Annotated in this window: 21 protein-coding genes; 10 read left to right on the top strand and 11 right to left on the bottom strand. The window is 67.2% G+C overall.

Annotated features, from left to right (window positions below; translation table 11 throughout):
- Positions 1 to 135: 135 nt before the first annotated feature.
- From EDF58_RS10685 to EDF58_RS10675, 3 genes are all read left to right on the top strand, one after another.
- Entirely contained in the window at positions 136 to 1,137 is a 1,002-nt protein-coding gene (locus tag EDF58_RS10685; protein WP_243654181.1) for a LacI family DNA-binding transcriptional regulator, read from the top strand.
- Positions 1,138 to 1,336: 199 nt separating this feature from the next.
- The gene (locus EDF58_RS10680; RefSeq protein WP_132265184.1) at positions 1,337 to 3,055 is read left to right on the top strand and encodes a molecular chaperone HscC; all 1,719 of its coding nucleotides are present in this window, start codon (positions 1,337 to 1,339) and stop codon (positions 3,053 to 3,055) included.
- Entirely contained in the window at positions 3,052 to 4,779 is a 1,728-nt protein-coding gene (locus EDF58_RS10675) for a hypothetical protein (protein WP_132265182.1), read from the top strand. The genes EDF58_RS10680 and EDF58_RS10675 overlap by 4 nt, the downstream gene beginning before the upstream one ends.
- 53 nt (positions 4,780 to 4,832) lie before the next feature.
- On the opposite strand, the gene EDF58_RS10670 is transcribed toward EDF58_RS10675, so the two are convergent.
- The 7 genes from EDF58_RS10670 to EDF58_RS10640 form a co-directional block, all read right to left on the bottom strand.
- Complete coding sequence (locus EDF58_RS10670) at positions 4,833 to 6,023, bottom strand: NAD(P)/FAD-dependent oxidoreductase (RefSeq protein ID WP_132265180.1); 1,191 nt, start codon at positions 6,021 to 6,023, stop codon at positions 4,833 to 4,835.
- An 88-nt stretch (positions 6,024 to 6,111) separates the two neighbouring features.
- Positions 6,112 to 7,764, bottom strand: a complete 1,653-nt coding sequence (locus EDF58_RS10665; RefSeq protein WP_132265178.1) for an NAD(P)/FAD-dependent oxidoreductase — start codon at positions 7,762 to 7,764, stop codon at positions 6,112 to 6,114.
- Positions 7,765 to 7,878: 114 nt separating this feature from the next.
- Positions 7,879 to 8,877: a tRNA lysidine(34) synthetase TilS gene (tilS, locus tag EDF58_RS10660; RefSeq protein ID WP_243654171.1), complete on the bottom strand. Its 999-nt coding sequence runs from the start codon at positions 8,875 to 8,877 to the stop codon at positions 7,879 to 7,881.
- The gene (locus tag EDF58_RS10655) at positions 8,858 to 9,826 is read right to left on the bottom strand and encodes a hypothetical protein (RefSeq protein WP_243654170.1); all 969 of its coding nucleotides are present in this window, start codon (positions 9,824 to 9,826) and stop codon (positions 8,858 to 8,860) included. The genes tilS and EDF58_RS10655 overlap by 20 nt, the downstream gene beginning before the upstream one ends.
- A gap of 144 nt (positions 9,827 to 9,970) precedes the next feature.
- The gene (locus tag EDF58_RS10650; protein ID WP_132265174.1) at positions 9,971 to 10,882 is read right to left on the bottom strand and encodes a helix-turn-helix domain-containing protein; all 912 of its coding nucleotides are present in this window, start codon (positions 10,880 to 10,882) and stop codon (positions 9,971 to 9,973) included.
- A 203-nt stretch (positions 10,883 to 11,085) separates the two neighbouring features.
- Positions 11,086 to 13,362: a phosphoenolpyruvate--protein phosphotransferase gene (gene ptsP, locus EDF58_RS10645; RefSeq protein WP_132265172.1), complete on the bottom strand. Its 2,277-nt coding sequence runs from the start codon at positions 13,360 to 13,362 to the stop codon at positions 11,086 to 11,088.
- 235 nt (positions 13,363 to 13,597) lie between these two features.
- The gene (locus tag EDF58_RS10640; protein ID WP_132265170.1) at positions 13,598 to 13,753 is read right to left on the bottom strand and encodes a DUF465 domain-containing protein; all 156 of its coding nucleotides are present in this window, start codon (positions 13,751 to 13,753) and stop codon (positions 13,598 to 13,600) included.
- Positions 13,754 to 13,977: 224 nt separating this feature from the next.
- Between EDF58_RS10640 and EDF58_RS10635 the strand changes: the two genes are divergently transcribed.
- The 7 genes from EDF58_RS10635 to EDF58_RS25835 all read left to right on the top strand — a co-directional run bounded on the left by EDF58_RS10635 (position 13,978) and on the right by EDF58_RS25835 (position 18,500).
- Entirely contained in the window at positions 13,978 to 14,175 is a 198-nt protein-coding gene (locus EDF58_RS10635) for a DUF465 domain-containing protein (protein WP_132265168.1), read from the top strand.
- Positions 14,176 to 14,369: 194 nt separating this feature from the next.
- Positions 14,370 to 14,864: a DUF1465 family protein gene (locus tag EDF58_RS10630; protein WP_132265166.1), complete on the top strand. Its 495-nt coding sequence runs from the start codon at positions 14,370 to 14,372 to the stop codon at positions 14,862 to 14,864.
- Between the two features lie 77 nt (positions 14,865 to 14,941).
- Entirely contained in the window at positions 14,942 to 15,829 is an 888-nt protein-coding gene (locus EDF58_RS10625; protein ID WP_132265164.1) for an MBL fold metallo-hydrolase, read from the top strand.
- Positions 15,830 to 15,904: 75 nt separating this feature from the next.
- Positions 15,905 to 16,618, top strand: coding sequence for a hypothetical protein (locus EDF58_RS10620; RefSeq protein ID WP_132265162.1), 714 nt, complete (start codon positions 15,905 to 15,907; stop codon positions 16,616 to 16,618).
- A gap of 126 nt (positions 16,619 to 16,744) precedes the next feature.
- Positions 16,745 to 17,731 (top strand): quinolinate synthase NadA, encoded by a 987-nt coding sequence (nadA, locus tag EDF58_RS10615; RefSeq protein WP_132265160.1) that lies wholly within the window; start codon positions 16,745 to 16,747, stop codon positions 17,729 to 17,731.
- Positions 17,732 to 18,027: 296 nt separating this feature from the next.
- On the top strand, positions 18,028 to 18,234 hold the full coding sequence (locus EDF58_RS10610) for a cold-shock protein (RefSeq protein ID WP_132265158.1): 207 nt from the start codon (positions 18,028 to 18,030) through the stop codon (positions 18,232 to 18,234).
- A gap of 95 nt (positions 18,235 to 18,329) precedes the next feature.
- Positions 18,330 to 18,500: a hypothetical protein gene (locus EDF58_RS25835; protein ID WP_165921374.1), complete on the top strand. Its 171-nt coding sequence runs from the start codon at positions 18,330 to 18,332 to the stop codon at positions 18,498 to 18,500.
- 311 nt (positions 18,501 to 18,811) lie between these two features.
- Here EDF58_RS25835 and EDF58_RS25830 read toward each other — a convergent pair whose 3' ends face one another.
- The 4 genes from EDF58_RS25830 to EDF58_RS10595 form a co-directional block, all read right to left on the bottom strand.
- A complete protein-coding gene (locus EDF58_RS25830; RefSeq protein WP_165921373.1) occupies positions 18,812 to 18,961 on the bottom strand; it encodes a hypothetical protein in 150 nt (49 codons plus the stop codon).
- 33 nt (positions 18,962 to 18,994) lie between these two features.
- Positions 18,995 to 19,264, bottom strand: a complete 270-nt coding sequence (gene infA, locus EDF58_RS10605) for a translation initiation factor IF-1 (protein WP_132265156.1) — start codon at positions 19,262 to 19,264, stop codon at positions 18,995 to 18,997.
- A gap of 180 nt (positions 19,265 to 19,444) precedes the next feature.
- Positions 19,445 to 19,993 (bottom strand): pseudouridine synthase, encoded by a 549-nt coding sequence (locus EDF58_RS10600; RefSeq protein WP_132265154.1) that lies wholly within the window; start codon positions 19,991 to 19,993, stop codon positions 19,445 to 19,447.
- Positions 19,994 to 20,125: 132 nt separating this feature from the next.
- Entirely contained in the window at positions 20,126 to 21,103 is a 978-nt protein-coding gene (locus EDF58_RS10595) for a TerC family protein (protein WP_132265152.1), read from the bottom strand.
- Between the last annotated feature and the right edge of the window lie 49 nt (positions 21,104 to 21,152).

Genomic DNA, 21,152 nt, shown 5'->3' with positions numbered 1-21,152 from the left:
CCCGGCCCGCTTGAAGGGACCGAAGCCGCGCCGAATGAGGGTGGCCTGCTAGAAGGGGGCCTGCATGCTGGAGCTGGGCATGGCGGGGCTGGGCATGGCGGGGCTGGGCATGACGACCGCCCCCATGTCCGCACCCTGGCCGATCTCGCCCGCATCGCCGGCGTTTCGGCAGGAACCGTCTCGCGCGCCCTGGCCGGCAAGGCCCTGGTCAATGCCGAGACGCGCGATCGCATCCAGGCGCTGGCCCGCCAGCACGGATTCAAGCCGAACCAGATGGCCAGCAAGCTGCGCACCGGGCGTACCGGGGTGATCGGCGTGGTCATTCCGCTCGGCCATGAAAAGCGCCAGCACATCTCCGACCCGTTCTTCCTGACGCTGCTGGGCCATCTGGCGGACGAACTGACCGAGAGCGGCTACGACGTCATGCTCAGCCGCGCGATGCCGGACGGCTCGACGGACTGGCTGGAGCGTCTCAGCGGGTCGGGCATGGTCGACGGGATCATCGTGATCGGCCAGTCGGACCAGTTCCCGGTGATCGAACAGGTGTCGCAGACCTACCGCCCCATGGTCGTCTGGGGCCACTATCGCAGCGGCCAGAGCCACTGCGTGGTCGGCACCGACAACGAACTGGGCGGCCGCATCGCCGTGGAGCATCTGCTGGCTGCGGGCGCCCGCAATCTCGCCTTCCTGGGCCAGACCGGCGGGATCGAGATCGCCACCCGCTATCGCGGCGCCGCCATGGCGGCCGAGGCGGCCGGCGCGCCCTTCGTCCATCTCCCGGTCGAACTGGCGGACGAATCGATGGGACCACAGATCGAACAGGCGCTCGCCACGGCCGGTCGCGCGATCGATGGCCCGATAGACGGTATTGTCGCCGCGTCGGACCTGATTGCCATGTCGGCCCTGCGCATCCTGCACGACATGGGCCGCGCGGTTCCCGGACAGGTGCGGATCGTCGGTTTCGACGACCTGCCGCTGGCCGCGCAGACCACGCCGCCGCTCACCACGATCCGACAGGAAATCGCCGAGGGCGCGCGGGCGCTGGTCGAAAAGCTCAGGGCCCGGATCGAAGGGCTGCCCACGCAGAGCCTGGTCATGCCGCCCCGCCTCGTCGTGCGCCAGACCACGCAGAGCTGATCGCCGCCGGCTTTCGTCTCCATCCGCCCGTTTCCCGCTCTTTTTCCTGCCTGGGCATTTCCCGGCCTTCTGGTGATTCCACCTGCGCCGAAAATGCTCTAGGCAACGATTGCCTCGCCGGTGGAATCACGCCCGGCGGGACAAAGTGCGAAGATGAGGGGGTTTTTTCGGTGGTCCGGGAAGTGAGCGGCACGGCGGGATGCTGATCGGGATCGATCTGGGGACGACGAACAGTGCCGTGGCGATCTGGCAGGACGGCGAAGCCGTGCTCGTGCCCAATGCCCTGGGCGAATTGCTGACCCCTTCCGCCGTCTCCGTCGCAGCCGGCGGCCAGGCATGGATCGGCCGTTCCGCGCTGGACCGCCTTGCCGCGCATCCGCAGGATACCGCCACCAGCTTCAAGCGCCTGATGGGCACCGCCGCCACCGCCCGGCTGGGAAGCCAGCTCGGCGGCAAGGACTACGCTGCCGAGGATCTCTCGGCGCTGGTGCTGAGCGCGCTCGCCGCCGATGTCGAGGCGCTGACCGGCGAACGCCCGACCGAGGCCGTCATCACCGTCCCCGCCTACTTCAACGACCGCCAGCGCAAGGCGACGCGCCGTGCGGGCGAACTGGCCGGGCTTGCCGTGCGCCGCCTCATCAACGAACCGACCGCCGCCGCTCTTGCCTTCGGCCTTCAGGACAAGGGCGACCGCGAACCGTTCCTCGTCTTCGACCTCGGCGGCGGGACGTTCGATGTCTCGGTGGTCGAGATGTTCGACGGCATCGTCGAAGTGCGCGCCTCGGCCGGGGACAACCGGCTGGGCGGGGACGATTTCGACCATGCCCTGGCCGCCTTCGCCAAGCCGCGCATCGATCCGGAAGCCAGGCTGGACGCCTTGCCCGCAGACCGGCGCGAGGCGCTGCTCAAACGCGCGGCCGAGAGCTGCCGCCGCGCCCTGACCACAGCGCCCGAGGCGGAATTCGCAGTAGTTCTGGGCGAGGAACGCCTCACCGGCACGATTACCGAGGCCGAGTTCGAGAGCGCCTGCGAACCGCTGCTGCGCCGGCTGCGCGAACCCGTCGTCCGGGCCTTGCGCGATTGCGCGATCGACGCTTCGGAACTCTCCGAGATCGTGCTGGTCGGCGGGGCAACGCGCATGCCGGTGATACGCCGGGCCATCACCCGCCTGTTCGGCCGGTTCCCCAATGCCTCGGTCCATCCCGACCACGCCGTCGCGCTGGGGGCGGCGATGCAGGCCGCGCTGCTGGGCCGCGACGCCGCGCTGGACGAGATCCGCATCACTGACGTCTGCCCCTTCACGCTCGGCGTCGAAGTGGCGGAGCAGGACGGCCACGGCGGCTTGCAGCGCGGGCTGTTCTCGCCGGTGATAGAGCGCAATACGCCGGTGCCGGTCTCGCGAGTGAATACCTATTCCACTCTGGGCAACAACCAGAAGACGCTGGAATTCGGCATCTACCAAGGCGAAGCCCGCGAAGTGCGCGGCAACGTCAAGCTGGGCCACATCGCCATCCCCGTGCCGCCGCGCCCGGCCGGCGAAGTCTCGGCGGAAGTGCGCTTCTCCTACGACAGTTCCGGGCTGCTGGAGATCGACGTCCACATCCCGGTCAACGGCACCGAGCGCAACCTCGTCATCGTCGACGAGGAGGACCGGCCGGGTCGCAAGGAACTGGACGAGCGCCGCGCGGCCCTGGCCAGGCTCAAGTTCCATCCGCGCGAGGATGCCGCTCACGTCGCGCTGATGGCCCGCGCCGAACGCTGCTACGAGGATCACATCGGCGACGTCCGCCAGGCGATCGGCCATTGGATCACGCTGTTCGCCGGTGCGCTGGATACCCAGGACCCGCGAAGCATCGCCGATGCCCGCGCCGTGCTCGCCGCCCGGCTGGACGAAGTCGAAGGGAGCAGCCCCTTATGAGCGCCCCCTGGTCGATCCTCGGCATCGGCATGACGGCCGACACCGCCGCCATCCGCAAGGCCTATGCCGCGCGGCTGAAGGCCATGGACGTGGACCGGGACGTCGAAGGATTCGCGCAGCTTCGCGAGGCCCGCGACCACGCGCTGCGCCTGGCGCGGGGCATGGCCGCCGCCGCGACCGAAGAGGCGGAACCGATCGACGAGGATGCGGAGTTCGAGCCGGAATTCGGACCTTCTCCCGAAGCGCCCGCGCGCTGGACTTACGCCGCGCCGGAACTGCCGGGCGAATGGAGCGGCGCCCAGCCGCTGGCCGCCCGCCCGGGCGAGCCGGACGACACCACCATGCTCGGCCGCATGGCCTGGGCCGCCGCCGCCGCGCGCGAGGGCGTGAGCGGCGCGGGCATTCCGCTTACCACCATCGATCCGTTCACCGCACCCTTCCTGCCGGGCAACCACGCCGCCGACGATGCGCTGGGCCTGCGGCCCGGCGAAAGCCCTGCCGAGCGACTGGCGATCCTGCTCGATCCCGAGAGCGCGGCAGCCAGCGAGCCGCTCTCCGAAACCGAGGCACGGCAAGCCACGCGCGCCTTGCGCAAGATCCTGGACGATGCCGCGCAGGCCCATATCACCCGCGCCCAGCAGATCGAGGACTGGCTGGCCGAAGTCCTCGCCCGCGGATGGCCCCGCTCGGCGCCGTTGCTGGAGGATGCCAATGCCGCCTTCGGCTGGGAACGGGAATGGGCCGCTCACGACGCGCGCCCCGGCGTCGCCTTCCTCGGCGCGCGCCTGCGGGGCTATCGCTTCCAGCAGAACGTGCTCCAGCCCGGCCACCGCTATCACAAGGCGTGGAACGAGTTGGCCCGACCCGGCAAGGCCGGCCTGTTCCGCATGCTCCGCAAGCCCGCGCAAGGCGACGTGGACGGCCTGCTGCGCGGCGTGCGCAAGAACTTCCCCGAGCTGGAAACCCATTTCGCGCCGGACCGCGTCGCCTCCTGGGAGGGCGGCAATCCTTTCGCCGCCGGTCTTTTGGTGCTGCTGGGCGTGATCGCCCTCGGGGTCGTACTGGCACTGGCGGACAGCCCTTCGGGCCGTCGCTCCACGCTGGAGCACGATAGCTGGGCCGCCATGCAGGCCGCCGTCGAGGAGACCTTCGGAGAAGGCCACGACCCGTCCTGGCTATGGGACCGTCAGCCGGAACTGGCCGGGCTGCTCAATGCGCAGGCGCGCGATCTGCTGGAGAACGGGCAGGACCAGTCCGCCGTCGTGCGCAAGTCCGTGGAGATCGTGCGCGGCCGCAGCTTCCTCAATGGCCGCGAATTGCCGGGCGCAGACCTCGACACCGCCATGACCCTGCGCCTTGCCCAATTGCGCGCGGCACGGGCGCAGAGCGATGCGGCCTGCATCCACTTGCGCAATTCCGGCGTGCTCGACGGGATCACCCCGGTCCCGCCCGAACTGCGCGGGAAAGAGCGTGAGTTCGCGGCGCACCTCGCGGAAACCGGCAAGCTCGGTCGCCCGCAGGACCACGGCGAGCGGACCGCCATGGTGCCCGGCGAACTGATCGACGAAGTGGTCGACACGACTCGCCTGAGCCATGACAAAGTGCGCGAGGCCATGTCGGGCAAGGGCGACGATGCCACCGGCTGCGCCGTCACGATCGCTCTGCTGGACCGCACCCTGGCCTGGAAGGGCGCGAACCGCCGCGAGATCCTGATGACGCTGTGACGCGGTGCCCGGGCAGAATTTCGCCAGGCCCGCGCCAGAGACACCCGAGGCCGCTAGAGTGCCAGTCCGGCGGCGCGAGCGCTGGCCCAGGCCCATTGGAAGTTGTAGCCGCCCAGCCAGCCCGTCACGTCGGCCGCCTCGCCGATGACGTAGAGCCCCGGCACCTTGCGCGCTTCCATGGTCTTGGACGAAAGCGCGCCGGTATCGATCCCGCCCGCCGTCACTTCGGCCTTGGCGAACCCTTCCGAACCGTCCGGCACGAATGGCCAGCGCGCCAGCTTTGCTTCGGCGGCGCCCAGCGCCTTGTCGGACATGGCGCCGAGTTCGCCGGGGAGGGCCAGCCTCTCGCAGAGCGCTTCCGCCAGGCGGTCCGGCAAGGCCTCGGCGAGAACCTTGCGCAAGCTGGTGCGCGGGCGTTCGCGCTTGGCGTCCTTGAGCCAGCCTTCCGCCCGACCGGGCATGAACTGCGTGGTCACCGTCTGGCCGCGCTGCCAGTAGCTCGAAATCTGGAGGATCGCCGGACCGGACAGCCCGCGATGGGTGAACAGCGCCGCTTCCCGGAAGGCCGCCTTCCCCGCCTCCTTGCCGCTGACCCGCGCGATCACTTCCGTCGAAACACCCGAAAGCTCGCGAAACAGCGCCTCGTCCCCGGCCAGCGTCAGCGGTACCAGGGCCGGGCGCGGCTGCACGACCTTGAGGCCGAACTGCCGTGCAAGATCGTAGGCGAAGCCGGTGGCGCCCATCTTCGGGATCGAAGGCCCGCCGGTGGCGATCACCAGCGCCGGAGCCTCGGCGACGCGGCCGCCGAAGGCCACGCGGTAGAGGCCGTCGGCATGGGCGATCTCACCCAGGGCATCGCCGCAGTTCACCTCGACCCCGCCCCTGGCGCATTCTTCCAGCAGCATGTCGACGATCTGCCGCGCCGATCCGTCGCAAAACAGCTGGCCCAGCGTCTTCTCGTGCCAGGCGATGCCGTAGGCCTCCACCAGTTCGAGGAAATCGGCCGGTGTGTAGCGGCTCAGCGCCGACTTGGCGAAGTGCGGATTGCTGGAAAGATAGCGATCGGGCGCCGTGTCGAGATTGGTGAAATTGCACCGCCCGCCCCCTGAAATCAGGATCTTCTTGCCCGGCTGGTCGGCATGGTCGAGCAGCAGCACGCGCTTGCCCCGCTGCCCGGCGGAGGCCGCACAGAACAGCCCGGCGGCTCCTGCGCCAAGGACGATGGCGTCGTAGGCGTCTTTCAAGGCATGGGCCTTTCGGCTGACAGCGGACGAGCAGTGGGGATCGCGGGAGCCTTGGAGAAAGCCCGCTCCTGCGCCGGGTGCGAAAGGATCACTGGCCGGCCTTGCCCCCATCCCCTGCCGCAACCGGAGCCAGCTCCAGCGCGAGCGCTTCCGCCACGCGGATGCCGTCCACCGCTGCCGAGAGGATGCCGCCGGCATAGCCCGCGCCCTCGCCCGCGGGATAGAGCCCGCGCGTGTTGAGGCTCTGCAGGTCCCGGCCGCGGGTGATTCGCACCGGCGAGGACGTGCGCGTCTCCACGCCCGTCATCACCACGTCGGGATGGTCGTAACCCGGCACCTGCCGTCCGAAGACCGGCAGCGCCTCGCGGATGGCGTCGACGACGAAGTCCGGCAGGCAGGTCTTCAACTCGGTGAGGTGAACGCCCGGCTGATAGCTTGGGATCACTTCGCCGAATTCGGTGGAAGGCCGGTCCGCAAGGAAATCTCCCAGCTTCTGCCCCGGCGCCTTGTAGTTCTCGCCGCCCGCCTTGTAGGCCAGCTCCTCGAACTTGCGCTGGAAGGCGATGCCGGCCAGCGGGTCTCCCGGATAGTCTTTATCGGGATCGATATCGACGACGAGGCCGGAATTGGCATTGAATTCCGCGCGCGAATACTGGCTCATGCCATTGGTGACGACGCGGCCCGGCTCGCTGGCCGCCGCCACCACGCGCCCGCCCGGGCACATGCAGAAGCTGTAGACCGTGCGGCCGTTCGAGGCCTTGTGCGCGATCGAATAGGCCGCCGCCCCCAGGATCTTGTTGCCCGCATTGTCGCCGTAGCGCGCGGTGTCGATCCAGCTTTGCGGGTGCTCGATGCGAACGCCGATCGCGAAGGGCTTGGCCTCGATGTAGACCCCGCACTTGTGCAGCACTTCGAAAGTGTCGCGCGCCGAATGGCCCACCGCCATGATGACGTGACTTGCGGGCAGCAGCTCCCCGGTGGAGAGGTGCAGGCCGGTGATGCGGCGTTCCCCGTCCGCGCCCTCCTCGACTTCGAAGTCGTCGACACGGGTGCCGAAGCGATATTCGCCGCCGAGCTGCTCGATGGTCTCGCGCATGGACATCACCATCGTCACCAGACGGAACGTGCCGATATGGGGATGGGCCTCGGTGAGGATGTCGTCCGGCGCGCCGGCCTTCACGAATTCGGTCAGGACCTTGCGGCCGAGGTGGCGGCTGTCCTTGATGCGGCTGTAGAGCTTGCCGTCCGAGAACGTGCCCGCGCCGCCCTCGCCGAACTGCACGTTACTCTCGGTATCCAGCACCGAGCGGCGCCAGAGGCCGAACGTGTCCTTGGTCCGCTCGCGCACGGCCTTGCCGCGTTCGACGATGATCGGCCGGAAGCCCATCTGCGCCAGGACCAGCGCCGCGAGCAGGCCGCAGGGCCCTGCCCCGATCACCACCGGGCGCGGGCCGTCGAAGCCTGCGGGCGCATGCGTGACGAACTTGTAGGAGGTATCCGGCGTCAGGCGGACGTGCTGGTCGCCGTGGTGTGCGGCCAGGACTTTCGCCTCGTCCTTGACCGCCACGTCGAGAGTATAGACCAGCTTGATCGCGTTCTTGCGCCGCGCGTCATTGCCGCGGCGCACCACGGTGACGCGCTCGAGTTCGCCGGGCTCCAGACCCAGCCGCGCGCAGACGGCGGCATCGAGATCCTCGGGAGCATGGTCGAGCGGCAGGGCAAGGTCGGACAAGCGTAGCATCCGCGCGCCCTTATACCCGTTCGCGCCGCGACGCCACGGGTTTGCGGAGCGGCGGAGCGAGAGCGCCGCCCGGACATGCCCTCGCGGTCCTGGGGCGGCGCAAGGACCGGGAGGCTAGGGCCTGGTCTTGCGGGCCGCGCGAACCGGCGCGCGGGCGAAACTCCAGCCCCCGGCATTGGGGCGAACCACGAGATCGCCGATCGAAGCGGGGCGTCCCTCGCGCAGGCTTTCCAGCAGGCGCGCCACGGCGCTGCCGCGCGGTTCCTCGCCGCCGAGTTCGGTGATGCAGCGCGCCAGCACCCGCAGCGCGACGGCTCGCGGAGCCTGGGGACGATAGCGCAGGCCCATCGGCTCCTTGCTCACGCAGGAGCGCCATTCGAGCGCCGCCATCCAGTCCAGCGCGGCATCGGCTTCGGCGAGATGTTCGGCGCTGCGCGCGATCGCAGCCACGTCCAGCCAGTCGGCCCCGGCCAGCGCCTTGCGGATGCGCACGCGGTCGAAACGGTCATTGGCATTGCTCGGGTCCTGCACCGTGCCGATCCCCGCGACGACTTCGGCAAGCGCGCTGCGCCGCCAGTCCAGCACAGGGCGCAGCAGTGGTATCGCCGTCAGCGGCACATGGCCGCGGCTGCGCGCGCCGGCCAGCCCGGCCACGCCGCTGGCGCGGTTGAGGCGCATGAGCAGGGTTTCGGCCTGGTCGTCGGCATGGTGGGCGGTAGAGAGGGCCGCAAGACCGCGCCGCTCGATCCACTCCGCCAGCGCCGCATAGCGCGCCGCGCGGGCCTCGGCCTGGACATTGCCGGGCGCCAGCGACACCTTCAGCGTTTCATGCGGGACACCCAGGCGGAGGCAGAGCGCGGCGACATGGTCCGCCTCCTGCCCGCTTTCGGGGCGAAGGCCATGATCGACGGTGGCCGCTTCCACCCGCCCCGGCAGGGCCGCCTGGGCCAGCAGGAGCAGCGCCGTGCTGTCAGGCCCGCCCGACACCGCCACGGCGAGCCGGGCCTCCGGCGCGTCGACGCCTTCGGGCCAGAGCGCCGACAGCCCTGCCCGGAACCGTTCGACGGCTTCGGGCGCGGGCGTCAGCTCGGGATCAGGCGCAGCCCAGTCCACTGCGCGTGGAATCGTAAGTGCCCTTGAGGCGGCCGGCGGCCTCGCTGGCATAAGTTTCGCTGAATTCGGCCAGCGCGATGCAGGCCCGCTTGTTGTCCTTGAGCTGCTTCATCGACACCGCGAGGTACAGCAGGCTGTCCGGCGCGCGATCGCCGCGCTTGTCGGTCTGGTAGTTCTGGACGAACCACTTGGCCGCCTCCAGCGGATTGCCATCGTCCAGATAAGCGCGGCCAAGCAGGTTGCGGCCCCAGCTCGAACGGGCGTGCTTGGGATACTTCTCAAGGTAGAGCTTCAGCTGCTGCTGCGCCTCGGGGTAGAACTTCGCTTCCCACAGGCGGTAGCCATAGCTGTATTCGTCATCCGCGGCATCGGCGGTCTGCGGCTTGACGATGGCGCGAACGGCCTCGATCCGCGAATTCGACGGTCCGGCCGGGCGCGCGGGCGTGGCGGCGACGGGCGTTGCCGTGGGCGCCGGGGTCGCGCCGGGCGTCTGTGCCTTGCCGGGAGACGGCGAGAACGATCCGGGCTGCTGGCCCTGCTCCGGCGCCATGGCACCGGGCATCGCCGCCGCCGGAGCGCTCGCCGCCAGGCGGGCCTCAAGCTGGTTGATGCGGTTGGTGTTCTGCTCGACTTGCGAGGTCAACTGGCGAAGCTGGCCTTCTACGGCATCGATGCGCAGCAGCATGTCGCTGATCGGCGTCGAGGCGGGCTGGCCGGGGGCCGGCGTGGGCGTCGGCGTGGCCGGCTTGATTTCGGGCTCGAAGAACTTGCCGTCACCGCCCGGGAAAACCTTGCGCTGCAGCGCGCGCACTTCGGATTCCACCTTGTTCAGGCGGGCACCGGTATTGTCCTGCGCCTGGGCCGGCATGCTCGCGCCGACCAGCGCCAGGGCCACGACAGCCGTTGCGGCCAGCCGCATCCGGCGCACTTCCATGGAAAAACGGTTCATCGCCAAGTCTACTCCGTGCCAGGGCGCGCCGTGCGCCCTCTCGGGTTCCGGGACGCCATGGACAGGAGAAACGGAACCGCGTGTTAACCAGAAATGCCTTGCGGGCGGAATTGCCGCAAACGCTGCCCCCTTGTCGAGGCAGGCTCAGTTGGAAGTGGTGGAAAGCGGCGCCGGAGCCGAAGCCCCGGCCGTGGGGACCGTCGCGGGTGCTGCCGGAGCGGGTGCTCCCGACGCAGGCGCGCCTGCCCCCGTTTGGCCCCGCGCCAGCAGGTCCGCCGGAACCAGCGAAACGCCGGACATGACCATCGGCTTGGTGGCGAGCGGCGCGATGGCCTTGCCGCCGACCGTGATCGCCAGACCGTCCGGCCTGCCGAGCCGAAGCTGCGGCGCCTGCGCGCCTTGGGGCACGGTCCAGCTCTCGTTCTGCTTCAGGGTCTTTTCCACCAGTTTGCCGGTGGTATCCGTGACGCGCAGCCAGACGCCGTCGACCGTGGCCGTCAACACGACCGGGCCGTTCGTCGGCTGCGGCGCGGGCGCCGGAGCCTGCGGCGCGGCGGCACTGGGCGCGGCGCTGGGCGTATCGGAGGTGAGATCGGGCAGCCTGCCCTCCGGCGAGAGGTAGTTGCTCCAGAACACCAGCAGCACCGCGATCACCACGATCGCGCCGGCCGCGGCAACCCAGGCAAGGCGCAGCGACGGAACGCGGGCGGGATCGCCGGGCTCGAAATGCGGGACCACCACCGGTTCGCGCGCACCCTCGGCATCGAGCTGGCGGCGCACTTGTTCGGCGATCGCCTTTTCGTCCAGCCCCAATGCCCGGGCATAAGTCCGCGAGAAGCCCACCGCATACGTGCGCGCGGCGAGGTCACCCAGCCGGTCTTCCTCGATGGCGGAGAGATGGCGCTCGGCAATTCTCGTCTGGACGGCGATCTGCGCGAGGCTCAGCCCCGCAGCTTCACGCGCCCGGCGCAAGGTCGCACCGACCGTGGACGAAGAACTTCCGGCCGCAGCATTGGCCAAACCTTCGGACGGCCCCTGATTTTCAACGTTTTCCATTCCGCTCCCGAAGGGATGGTAACTGAACCTGACGGGAATCCACCAAACCGCGCGAGAATCCAAAGTCAATCACGACAAGGCAGATAACTCGAATACTTTGCGGCGGATGCGACCCCGTGCACGGCGAGTAACATCCGCGCAAGTCTGCTTTATGTCAATCGGGGCGCCGGGGCTGAAACGCCCGATCCCCGAAAACACGGGGATCAATCCACTGCAATGTCGCGTTCGGCCGCCCAGGCGGTCAGCGCGGCGCGCATGTCCGCCGGCGGATGGGCCAGCCACTGGTCCATGGCGGCGCCGATTTCGCGCAAGTCGACCTGGCCGACCAGGTCCTTGGTCGGCCCCACCGAGGCGGGCGTGATCGACAGGCGGCGAATACCCAGGCCGAGCAGCGCCAGCGCCTCCAGCCGGCGCCCGCCCATCTCGCCGCAGACGGCGATCTCGACATTGTGGCCATCGACGCTGCGGATGACCCGGCGCAGGAAGCGCAGGATCGCCGGGCTCACCCAGTCGTAGCGCTCGGCCAGCTTGGGATTGGCCCGGTCCGCCGCGAAGAGGAACTGGGTCAGGTCGTTAGTGCCGATCGACAGGAAGGAGATCTTCGGCGCCAGCAGGTCGAGCTGCTCGGCCAGGGCCGGGACTTCCAGCATGATGCCGTAGTGGATCGCCTCTGGAAGAAGCTTCTTCTGGCTGCGCAGGAATGCGAACTGCTTTTCGAAGACCGCCTTGGCCTGGTCGAACTCCCAGGGCTCGGCCACCAGCGGGAACATGACGTGGAGCGTGCGCCCGCCCGCCGCTTCCAGCAGCGCGCGCGCCTGCACCTTGAGCAGGCCCTCGCGCTCGAGAGCGACGCGCAGGGCGCGCCAGCCCATCGCCGGATTTTCCTCACCCTCGCCGTCGTCGTGACGCAAGTAGGGCAAGGTCTTGTCGCCGCCGATGTCGACCGTGCGGAACTTCACCGGCTTGTCGCCCGCGGCTTCCATGATGTCGCGGTAGAGGCGGGTCTGGCGCTCGCGCGAAGGGAGCGTGGCGGAGACCAGGAACTGGAATTCGGTGCGGAACAGGCCGATGCCGTCCGCCCCGGTCATGCTGAGGTTGGCGATGTCGTCGCGCAGGCCGGCATTGATCATGACCTGGATGCGGGTGCCGTCCAGCGTGGTCGGCTGCACTTCACGCAGGGCGGCATAGGCGGCCTGGCGCTGGCGGCTCTTGGCGAAACGCGCTTCGAAAGCCTCGATCACGCCGGCCGGCGGGCGCACCATCGCCGTGGCCTGGTCGGCATCGAGCAGGAGCTGGTCGCCTTCGCGCACCACGCCGCGCAGACCACGCACGCGCCCGAGCACCGGAATGCCCATCGCCCGCGCCACGATGACGACATGGCTGGTAAGCGACCCTTCCTCCAGGATCACGCCCTTGAGGCGGCGCTTGTCGTATTCCAGCAATTCCGCCGGGCCGAGGTTGCGGGCGATCAGGATCGCATCGTTGCGCAGCCCCAGCGAGGCCGCCGTGCCCATCTGGCCGGAGACGATCCTGAGCAGGCGGTTGGCCAGATCCTCCAGGTCGTGCATGCGATCCGCCAGCAGGGGATCGTCGATCTGGCGCATGCGCATGCGGGTGCGCTGCTGCACGCGTTCGATGGCGGCTTCGGCGGTGAGGCCGGAATCGATCGCCTCGTTGATGCGGCGGGTCCAGCCTTCGTCGTAAGCGAACATGCGGTAGGTTTCGAGCACTTCCTCGTGCTCTCCGCCCATGCCGAATTCGGCCTGGCTGGCCATGCGGTCGATCTGCTCGCGCATCTTGTCGAAGGCATGGATCACGCGCTGGCGCTCGGCCTCGGTGTCTTCCGCGACGATATGCTCGATATTGACGCGCGGCTGGTGATAGACCGCCTGGCCCGAGGCCAGGCCCTTCACCAGCGTCAGACCGCGAAGCTGCTCCGGCCCGGTCTGTGCGGCGCCCAGGGCATGGACGTCCACTTCGTCGATCAGGTCGGCATTGGTGATGAGTTCGGACAGGACCATGGCCACCGTCTGCAGCGCCTCGATCTCCACTTCCTCATAGCGGCGCGGCTCGACATGCTGCACGCAGAGCACGCCGGCGGCCCGCTCCCGGCGCACGATCGGCACGCCCGCAAAGGAGTGGAAGCGGTCTTCGCCGGTTTCCGGGCGATAGGAGAAGTCAGGATGGGCGGCCGCTTCGGCCAGGTTCAGCGTCTCGATCCGGTCGGCGATGCTGCCGACAAGGCCCTCGCCCACCGCCATGCGGGTGACGTGGACGGCTTCCTGCGCCAGGCCGCGCGTCGCGAACAGTTCCAGCATGCCTTCGCGCAGGAGATAGATCGAGCAGACCTCGCTATCGAGGCATTCGCCGATCACTTCGACCACCGTATTCAGCTTGGCCTGGGCGTGATTTCGCGACGCCATGACCTCGTGGAGGCGGGTGAGGATGGTTCGTGCTGCTTCTACGGCTCCGCTGGTCATGAAACCCGAGTAACCCAAAGCGAGCGCTTTGGAAACGCGGCCGTTGTGAAAAGATGTGTCGGGAAAAACGTCCGCGCGAAAAGCGGATACCTCCAAGGCCGCCCCCGGCACGTTGCCGCACCGAGGGCGCCTGAGGGAGCGGCTTCACCGCCCGGGAAATCGGCCTCGATGCAAGGGAGACCGAGGGATCGCCACGGGGGATGGCTGCTCTGGTACTGACCCAGTCAGCGACAGGTCAGTGACGAGAGATTTCTTCCTTGATCCTGAGCTTCCGCTTCTTGAGGGCCTGGATCATGGCTGCGTCAGGTATCGGACGGCACAATTCGTCATGAATCTGCCTTTCAATTCCGGCATGCTTGAGCTGCAAAGCGCTGACGTGCGAACTATCCATGGACGGTTCTCCTCTTTGTTCGGGGGGTGGGCCGGCCCCTTTGCCTGCGACCTCTCTTGGCGACTCGGCATGGGCAATCCGGCGCAAAACGGATGGAACCACATCCTGCCCATCTTGCGAAGACCGCGAATGGTTCATATCGGTGAATCGCGTGCCTGCTGCGTCGAGCGGGGCATGTGAATTTCGCATCCGCAGACTGTCATTCGAGAGTAGGAAATCCTGGCGTGACCGAAGAGGAAATGCGCAAGCGCCTCGAAATCCTCAAGATCGAGCACCGCGATCTCGATGCGGCTATCGATGCGCTCACCGTGCCCGGCGCCGGCGACCAGTTGCAGATCGCGCGCCTGAAAAAGCGCAAATTGAAACTCAAGGATCAGATCGCGGTGATCCAGGACTTCCTGATCCCCGATATCATCGCCTGATTTCTTGCGCAGGATGGTGCTTCAGGAGTGCCGGGTGCGCTCGTCACGTCCGCGGCGAGCTTGCGGCACCCCCGCTTTTGCCTGACCGCACGTCCGCGTAAAACGTACCGATAGGGGACAAGCACCGGATTCGTTTCGGAAAATGCCTTAAGGGCAGTTGCCGCGGACTCGCCGGTAAGAAATATGGGCAGCGCATGCCCAACTCCGCGACCATAAACCCGCGCATCGTCGAGGCGCTCTATTGCGAGGCGCTTCTGCTCGCGGACGAGGTGCGCGAGGCGTTCGCCCTGCCCGGCCCGTCGCGGGAAGCCGCGGCGGAAGCAGGTTTGAGCGAGACGCTGGAAACGGGTGACGAGCCGGAGCGTATCGCCCTGTCGAGCGAGGGCCTGCGCACGACCACGCGCATGATGCATGCGATCGCCTGGCTGCTGAACCAGCGCGCCTTCATCATGGGCGAGATCAGCCAGTTCCAGCTTCGTCGCAATGGCCGTCTTTCGCCGCTCCTGCGCCATTCGGAAGTCGCGCAGCTCGCCCGCCTGCAACCGGAGATCGTCGACCTGGTGGAAACGACGCAGCGCTTCTACGACCGCCTGCTCCGGATCGACGGCCGCTGGCGCCTGCGCGACGACATTCAGCCAAGCGCGATCGAACGCCTGCGCGAACGGATCGAGCGGCGACTGGCGAGCTGAAGCACAGGGGCTCCGCGCACGCGCCTGCCTGGAAGGCCGCGCTCGACAGGCCCCTCGCGAATGCCCATATCGGCCGAATGGACGCGCTCAAAGACATCGACAAGCCTTATGCCGAAGCCGAGCGGATCGCGCCGCTCGTCCGCCGGGTGCTGGCCCGCAACCCCTCGCCGTTCACGTATACCGGCACGCAGACCTACATCGTCGGAGACGGCGCGGACGTGGCGGTGATCGATCCTGGCCCGGCCGAGGACGAGCATATCGCCGCGATCCTGAGCGCGGTCGGCAAAGCGCGAATCGCCGCGATCTGCTGCACTCATACCCACCGCGACCATTCGCCCGCCGCGGCGCCTCTGCAGGCCCTGACCGGCGCGCCGGTGGTCGGCTGCGCGGCACTGACGCTGGAGGACGACGGCCCCCGCGCGGATGCAGCCTTCGATCCCGACTACCGCCCCGACCGCGTGCTGCAAGACGGCGAGACGATCGGCGGAGACGGCTGGACGCTCGAAGCCGTTGTCACGCCCGGCCACACCTCCAACCACGTCTGCTTCGCCTTGCCCGAAACCGGGGCGATGTTCACCGGCGACCACGTCATGGGCTGGTCCACCAGCGTGGTCTCCCCGCCGGACGGCGACATGACGGACTATCTCGCCAGCCTGCAGAAACTCTACGAGCGCGAACAGGACAGCGTCTATTTCCCGGCCCACGGCCCCGCGGTCGAGAAACCGCGCCAGCTGGTGCGCGGCATGATCGGCCACCGCCGCCAGCGCGAACGCCAGATCCTGAAGCAGATCGAGGCAGGCCATGGCACCGTGGCCGCTATGGTGCCGCAAATGTACAAAGGCGTGGACAAGCGGCTCTGGCCTGCCGCGGGCCGATCGGTATTGGCTCATCTTCTTGATCTGGAAAGAAGAAGCCTGGTAACGCGGCATGATGACGATTGGTCACTGGCCCTTACGGAACAATAATTTACCGAATTACTGTATCTCTACTTGGCGATGAAGAGTATACCCCGCCCCACTCATGGGGTGAGGGGATTTTTCATGGCAACATTGCCTTTGGCCCGCCTTGGCGCGCTATCGTTCTGGCAGAAGATGGCGATCGGCCTTTCGCTGTTCATCGTCTTCGCTTTCGGACAATTCGCAATGCGGGGTTTTGTCGACTATCGCGGCGCGCCGCTCGTCATGCACCTGCACGGCCTGATCATGCTGACATGGCTGGGGCTGCTGGTGACTCAATCCTTGCTGGCCGGACGGGGCGGACTGGCGATCCACCGCCGGCTCGGCTGGGCGAGCGCGGTCATGGTGCCGCTCATGGTCGTCTCGATGAGCGCGCTCTGCATCACCGCCCTGCGCGCCCACGCCCAGCCGCCGTTCTTCACGCCCGCCTACTTCCTGGCCACCGTGCACATCGGCGCGGCGTTCTTCGCGCTGCTGGTGGCGCTGGCGGTGTCCCACCGCCGCCAACCGGACTGGCACCGCCGGCTGATGCTGGGCTCGACGATCCTGCTGACCGACCCGGCGCTGGGCCGGGTGCTGCCGATGCCGCTGATCATGCCCTGGGGCGAATGGGTGTCTCTGGTGGTTCAGCTGGGCTTCGTCGCGCTGATCCTGCGTCATGACCGCCGCACCATCGGCCATGCCCACCCCGCCACCATCGCCGCGACGATCGCCCTGCTGCTCACCCATGTCCTGACCGAATTGCTGGCGATCACGCCCTGGTGGATCGATCTGGCGACAAGGGCCTCGGCCGCCTGAACGCGGCGCATATTTTCCTTGGGCATTGCCGCAAGCGTCCCTAGATAGGCCCCAAATCCCGGCAGCCGGCCAACCCCAGACGGGGAAGGCCGGTAAAACGCCGGAGCGACCAGACAGAGGGACACCATGACCGTAATGCCCGCCGACCTTTCCGGTATCGACGTGCGCGCCGAAATCGAGCGGCTGCGCAAGGAACGCAATGCGGTCATCCTCGCGCATTATTACCAGCGCCCGGAACTCCAGGACATTGCCGACTTCGTGGGCGACAGCCTGGAACTCAGCCGCAAGGCCGCCGAGACCGACGCCGAAGTGATCGCCTTCTGCGGTGTGAAGTTCATGGCGGAAACCGCCAAGATCCTCTCGCCCAACAAGATCGTGGTCCTGCCCGACGTCGAAGCCGGCTGCAGCCTGGAAGATTCCTGCCCGCCTGAAAAGTTCAAGGCTTTCCGCGAGGCGCATCCCGATCACATCGCGCTCACGTACATCAACTGCTCGACCGAGGTGAAGGCACTGTCCGACATCATCGTCACCAGTTCCAGCGCCGAGACGATCCTCCAGCAAATCCCTGCCGACCAGAAGATCATCTTCGGCCCGGACCGCCACCTGGGCGGCTATCTCAGCCGCAAGTTCGGCCGCGAGATGCTGCTCTGGCCCGGCGTCTGCATCGTGCACGAGGCGTTCTCGGAAACCGAGCTGCTCAAGCTCAAGGCCCAGCATCCCGCCGCGCCGATCGCCGCGCACCCGGAATGCCCGCCGCATATCGTCGATCACGCGGACTATGTCGGTTCGACCAGCGGCATCCTGCAATATGCCAAGACCACGGATGCCGACACGCTGATCGTCGCCACCGAGCCGCACATCATCCACCAGATGCAGCTGGCGATCCCGAACAAGACCTTCATCGGCGCGCCGGGGGCGGACGGGAACTGCAACTGCAATATCTGCCCCTACATGGCGCTCAACACCATGGAGAAGCTCTATGTCGCCCTGCGCGACCTGGAGCCGCGGATCGAGATCGAGGAGCAGCTGCGCCTCGATGCCAAGAAGAGCCTCGACCGCATGCTGGACATGGCAAGCGGAACCTTGGGCAAGGGTGATCTGGGCACGCGCTGAGCGCGCCCGACCCCCGACTGTTCACGATTGCACACTGCCGCCATAGCCCCGGCAATGGCGCAATGCCGCCGTTTCGCGCCTCCATCCCGTTGCCGTTAGGTATTCGCAACGGAGCGTGTTATATCGGCGTGGCTGATGTCGAATTTGCGACGGGTGTCGCCAATCTTCGTTCGGGTTCGGAAATTTTTCCGCGCAAGAACGGGTTGGGACGATTTCCTTTCAATTGACGAACTGACGCACGACCGGATCCCGCAATTTCGCAGGATCCAAAATTCGTTTCTTGAAAGGAACCTAATATGCCGATCGGCACCGTGAAATTCTTCAATACCGACAAGGGCTACGGTTTCATCGCTCCGGAAGACGGCGGCCAGGACAGCTTCGTCCACATCTCGGCCGTTCAGAACGCCGGCATGCACACCCTCGAGAAGGAACAGCGCCTCTCGTATGACGTCGAAGTCGGCCGCAATGGCAAGGCATCGGCTGTCAACCTGAAGTCGGCCTGATTTTCAGAGGTGCGCGGCGGCCGGGCTTCGGTCCGCCGCCGCGCGCTTCTTCCCGGTGCCTTGCCCCAAGGCGCCGATACATAGCGAGCAAGCAGATGGCATTTACCCGTGACTTCTGCGAATCGCGCGCCCAGGAGGCAGCCGAGGCCGCCTCCATCGCGAAACTCGCCAATGTGCGCGATCGCGAGCTTCGCTCCGAAGCCGCCTGGCGCGCCATGTCCGACCAGATCCGACGCATCGAGGAAGGGCGCAAACCTGCGTTCTGACCGGCCGACCTGACAGCGCCGTCGCGCGAGGTTCAGCAGATGCCAGCTCTGTCGTTTGAACACGCCTCGAAGCGAACGCACTTCGAAAGCGGCAGGCAATATCGGTTCGCGGCCTTGCGCGTCCGCCTCTCTGCAGGATTCGCGCGGACACCCGCTCGAACGAATCCGAGAGCCTTGCCTCGGCCTGAGACCGCGGAGCCGGTTCTCTCCCCTGCCCGCACGCCTGTCCCAGACATGCCCCCCCAGACATGAAAAACCCCCGAAGGCTTCGGCCTGCGGGGGTTTTTTCCTGTGCTCCAGGTCGGGCGGTGTCAGTCCACCATGGCGGCGACGAGGCGCCGCAGGTCCTGCCTGGAGAGCGCTCCCGGTTCCACGTCACGCCGGAAACCGACGGTAGGAAGCGAGAAGCGGTGGGGTACGGATTGGACGCGATCAAATGCGTCCGCTTTATGGTAGTTCATGTATTCCTTGTTCGCGGCTCACTGCCGCATCTGTCATCTTTTGAAATTGCTGCGCCGTTTCGGCGGGCCGCCGGTCTGACCAGGCGTACGTTCGCGGAACACGATCCGACCCTTGGTCAGATCGTAGGGCGTCATTTCAACGTGCACGCGATCGCCCACGACCGAGCGGATGCGAAACTTGCGCATCTTGCCCGCGGTGTAAGCGATAATGCGATGCTCATTATCGAGCACCACAGCGAAACGTCCGTCGGGAAGGATTTCTTCGATGAAACCCTCCATGGTCAGCAGTTCTTCCTTGGCCAATGCATCCTGTCCGAAAAAAGGGTTGCCCCAAGTCTGCCGCGCGCGAAGCACGCTTCGGCCTTGAGGGCCAGGCAGCTGTAAAGGGGAGGAGTGGCTGCCGGAATGCAGCCGCAAGTTCCCGTCGCAGGCGACGTAGCTCGGCCGATATAGACTATATCGGCGAAATTGCAACACCAACCGTCAAATGGTGACTTCGCGCCACTCGCCCGGCGCCAGGCCGTCAAGCGCCCAGTCCCCCACCCTGTCCCGCACGAGGCGCAGCGTGGGATGGCCGATCGCGGCGGTCATGCGCCGAACCTGGCGGTTGCGGCCTTCCGCGATGGTCAGTTCGATCCAGCAGTCCGGCACCGTCTTGCGGAACCGGACCGGCGGATTGCGCGGCCAGAGCTGCGGCTCATCGATACGGCGCGCCCGCGCGGGCCGAGTCGGACCGTCGTTCAGGATCACGCCCTTGCACAGCGCCGCGATCGCGGCCTCATCGGGCTCGCCTTCGACTTGCGCCAGGTACGTCTTGGTGATCTTGAAGCGCGGATCGGAGATTCGCGACTGGAGCCGGCCGTCGTCGGTCAGCAGCATCAGTCCCTCGCTGTCGCGGTCGAGCCGCCCGGCGGGATAGACGCCCGGCACGTCGATGAAGTCAGACAGCGTCGCGCGCGGCGTGGGCGAGCGGGCATCGGTGAACTGCGACAAGACATCATAAGGCTTGTTGAAGAGAATGAGGCGGGCCATCGCGGCGCTCTAGCAGCGAGCGGGGCCGGAGTCCTTCGCAAAAGGCACCCTGCCCCGCCCCCCAACCGGCCCCGCCGACCATACGGCCGACCATGCGGCCGACGGCGGCCGGCGGGGATCCGACCATCCGGACTAGGCGCTCGGCAGTTCGCCGCGTGTCTTCCACAAGGACCAGCCCACGCCGCCCGCGATCAGCGCCAGCGTCACGCCCAGGCTGATGAGCGGCGGGAACTTGGCCCCGCCCAGCACGAAGTCCGCAACCAGGATCTTCGCCCCGATGAACACCAGCACCAGGGCCAGCGCATACTTCAGGTAGTGGAAGCGGTGCACCATCGCCGCCAGCGCGAAATAGAGCGCGCGCAGGCCCAGGATCGCCATGATGTTGGACGTGTAGACGATGAAGGTATCGGTGGTGATCGAGAAGATCGCCGGCACCGAATCCACCGCGAACACCAGGTCGGCCAGGTTGATCACCACCAGCGCCAGGAACAGCGGGGTCGCGGCCCAGACGAGCTTGCCCGCGCCATTGTGCTCGCGGACGAAGAAGTGCTCGCCGTGATGCGCCTTGGTCACGCGCATGTGGCGCGAGATCCAGCGGATCGCCGGGTTGTTGCCGATATCCGGGTCCTGCTCCTTGGCGAAGAGCATCTTCACGCCGGTGAACACCAGGAAAGCGGCGAAGATATACATCACCCAGTGCGCCTGGGAAACGAGCGCCACGCCGCCCGCGATCATCAGGCCGCGCAGCACGATCACCGCCATGATGCCCCAGAGCAAGGCACGGTACTGGTACTTGGGCGCGATCGCGAAGAAACCGAAGATCATCGAGATCACGAAGACGTTGTCGATCGAAAGCGCCTTCTCGATGAAATAGCCGGTGAAATAGGCGATGCCGTCCTCGGAACCCTTGGCCCACCACACCCAGCCGCCGAAAGCCATGGCGATGGCGATGTAGAACACCGAGAGCCTCAGCGATTCGCCAATGCCCATTTCCCGGTCCTCCTTGTGCAGGAAGCCGAGGTCGAAGGCGGTCAGTACGAAAACGAGGCCGGCGAATGCCAGCCAGAACCACGCCGGCGTACCCAGCAGGTCATAAAAGAGAAAATCCACGGGACACTCCCGAAACGCGGCCCAAACCTGGGCAAAACAGGAAGCGCCG

Origin of the sequence: Novosphingobium sp. PhB57 (genome assembly GCF_004342985.1) — a bacterium.
In the GTDB taxonomy this organism is placed as follows: Bacteria; Pseudomonadota; Alphaproteobacteria; order Sphingomonadales; family Sphingomonadaceae; genus Novosphingobium.
Note: the sequence above shows the minus strand (reverse complement) of the source record. Positions and strands in the feature narration are given on the sequence as shown.

Excerpts from the sequence above, each read along its gene's own strand:
- EDF58_RS25830 (WP_165921373.1), bottom strand. The coding sequence starts at position 18,961 with ATGAACTACCATAAAGCGGACGCATTTGATCGCGTCCAATCCGTACCC.
- EDF58_RS25835 (WP_165921374.1), top strand. The coding sequence starts at position 18,330 with ATGGCATTTACCCGTGACTTCTGCGAATCGCGCGCCCAGGAGGCAGCC.
- EDF58_RS10625 (WP_132265164.1), top strand. The coding sequence starts at position 14,942 with ATGGACGCGCTCAAAGACATCGACAAGCCTTATGCCGAAGCCGAGCGG.
- EDF58_RS10665 (WP_132265178.1), bottom strand. The coding sequence starts at position 7,764 with ATGCTACGCTTGTCCGACCTTGCCCTGCCGCTCGACCATGCTCCCGAG.
- EDF58_RS10640 (WP_132265170.1), bottom strand. The coding sequence starts at position 13,753 with ATGGATAGTTCGCACGTCAGCGCTTTGCAGCTCAAGCATGCCGGAATT.
- EDF58_RS10655 (WP_243654170.1), bottom strand. The coding sequence starts at position 9,826 with ATGAACCGTTTTTCCATGGAAGTGCGCCGGATGCGGCTGGCCGCAACG.
- EDF58_RS10680 (WP_132265184.1), top strand. The coding sequence starts at position 1,337 with ATGCTGATCGGGATCGATCTGGGGACGACGAACAGTGCCGTGGCGATC.
- EDF58_RS10650 (WP_132265174.1), bottom strand. The coding sequence starts at position 10,882 with ATGGAAAACGTTGAAAATCAGGGGCCGTCCGAAGGTTTGGCCAATGCT.
- EDF58_RS10620 (WP_132265162.1), top strand. The coding sequence starts at position 15,905 with ATGGCAACATTGCCTTTGGCCCGCCTTGGCGCGCTATCGTTCTGGCAG.
- EDF58_RS10610 (WP_132265158.1), top strand. The coding sequence starts at position 18,028 with ATGCCGATCGGCACCGTGAAATTCTTCAATACCGACAAGGGCTACGGT.
- ptsP (WP_132265172.1), bottom strand. The coding sequence starts at position 13,362 with ATGACCAGCGGAGCCGTAGAAGCAGCACGAACCATCCTCACCCGCCTC.
- EDF58_RS10675 (WP_132265182.1), top strand. The coding sequence starts at position 3,052 with ATGAGCGCCCCCTGGTCGATCCTCGGCATCGGCATGACGGCCGACACC.
- EDF58_RS10630 (WP_132265166.1), top strand. The coding sequence starts at position 14,370 with ATGCCCAACTCCGCGACCATAAACCCGCGCATCGTCGAGGCGCTCTAT.
- EDF58_RS10600 (WP_132265154.1), bottom strand. The coding sequence starts at position 19,993 with ATGGCCCGCCTCATTCTCTTCAACAAGCCTTATGATGTCTTGTCGCAG.
- nadA (WP_132265160.1), top strand. The coding sequence starts at position 16,745 with ATGACCGTAATGCCCGCCGACCTTTCCGGTATCGACGTGCGCGCCGAA.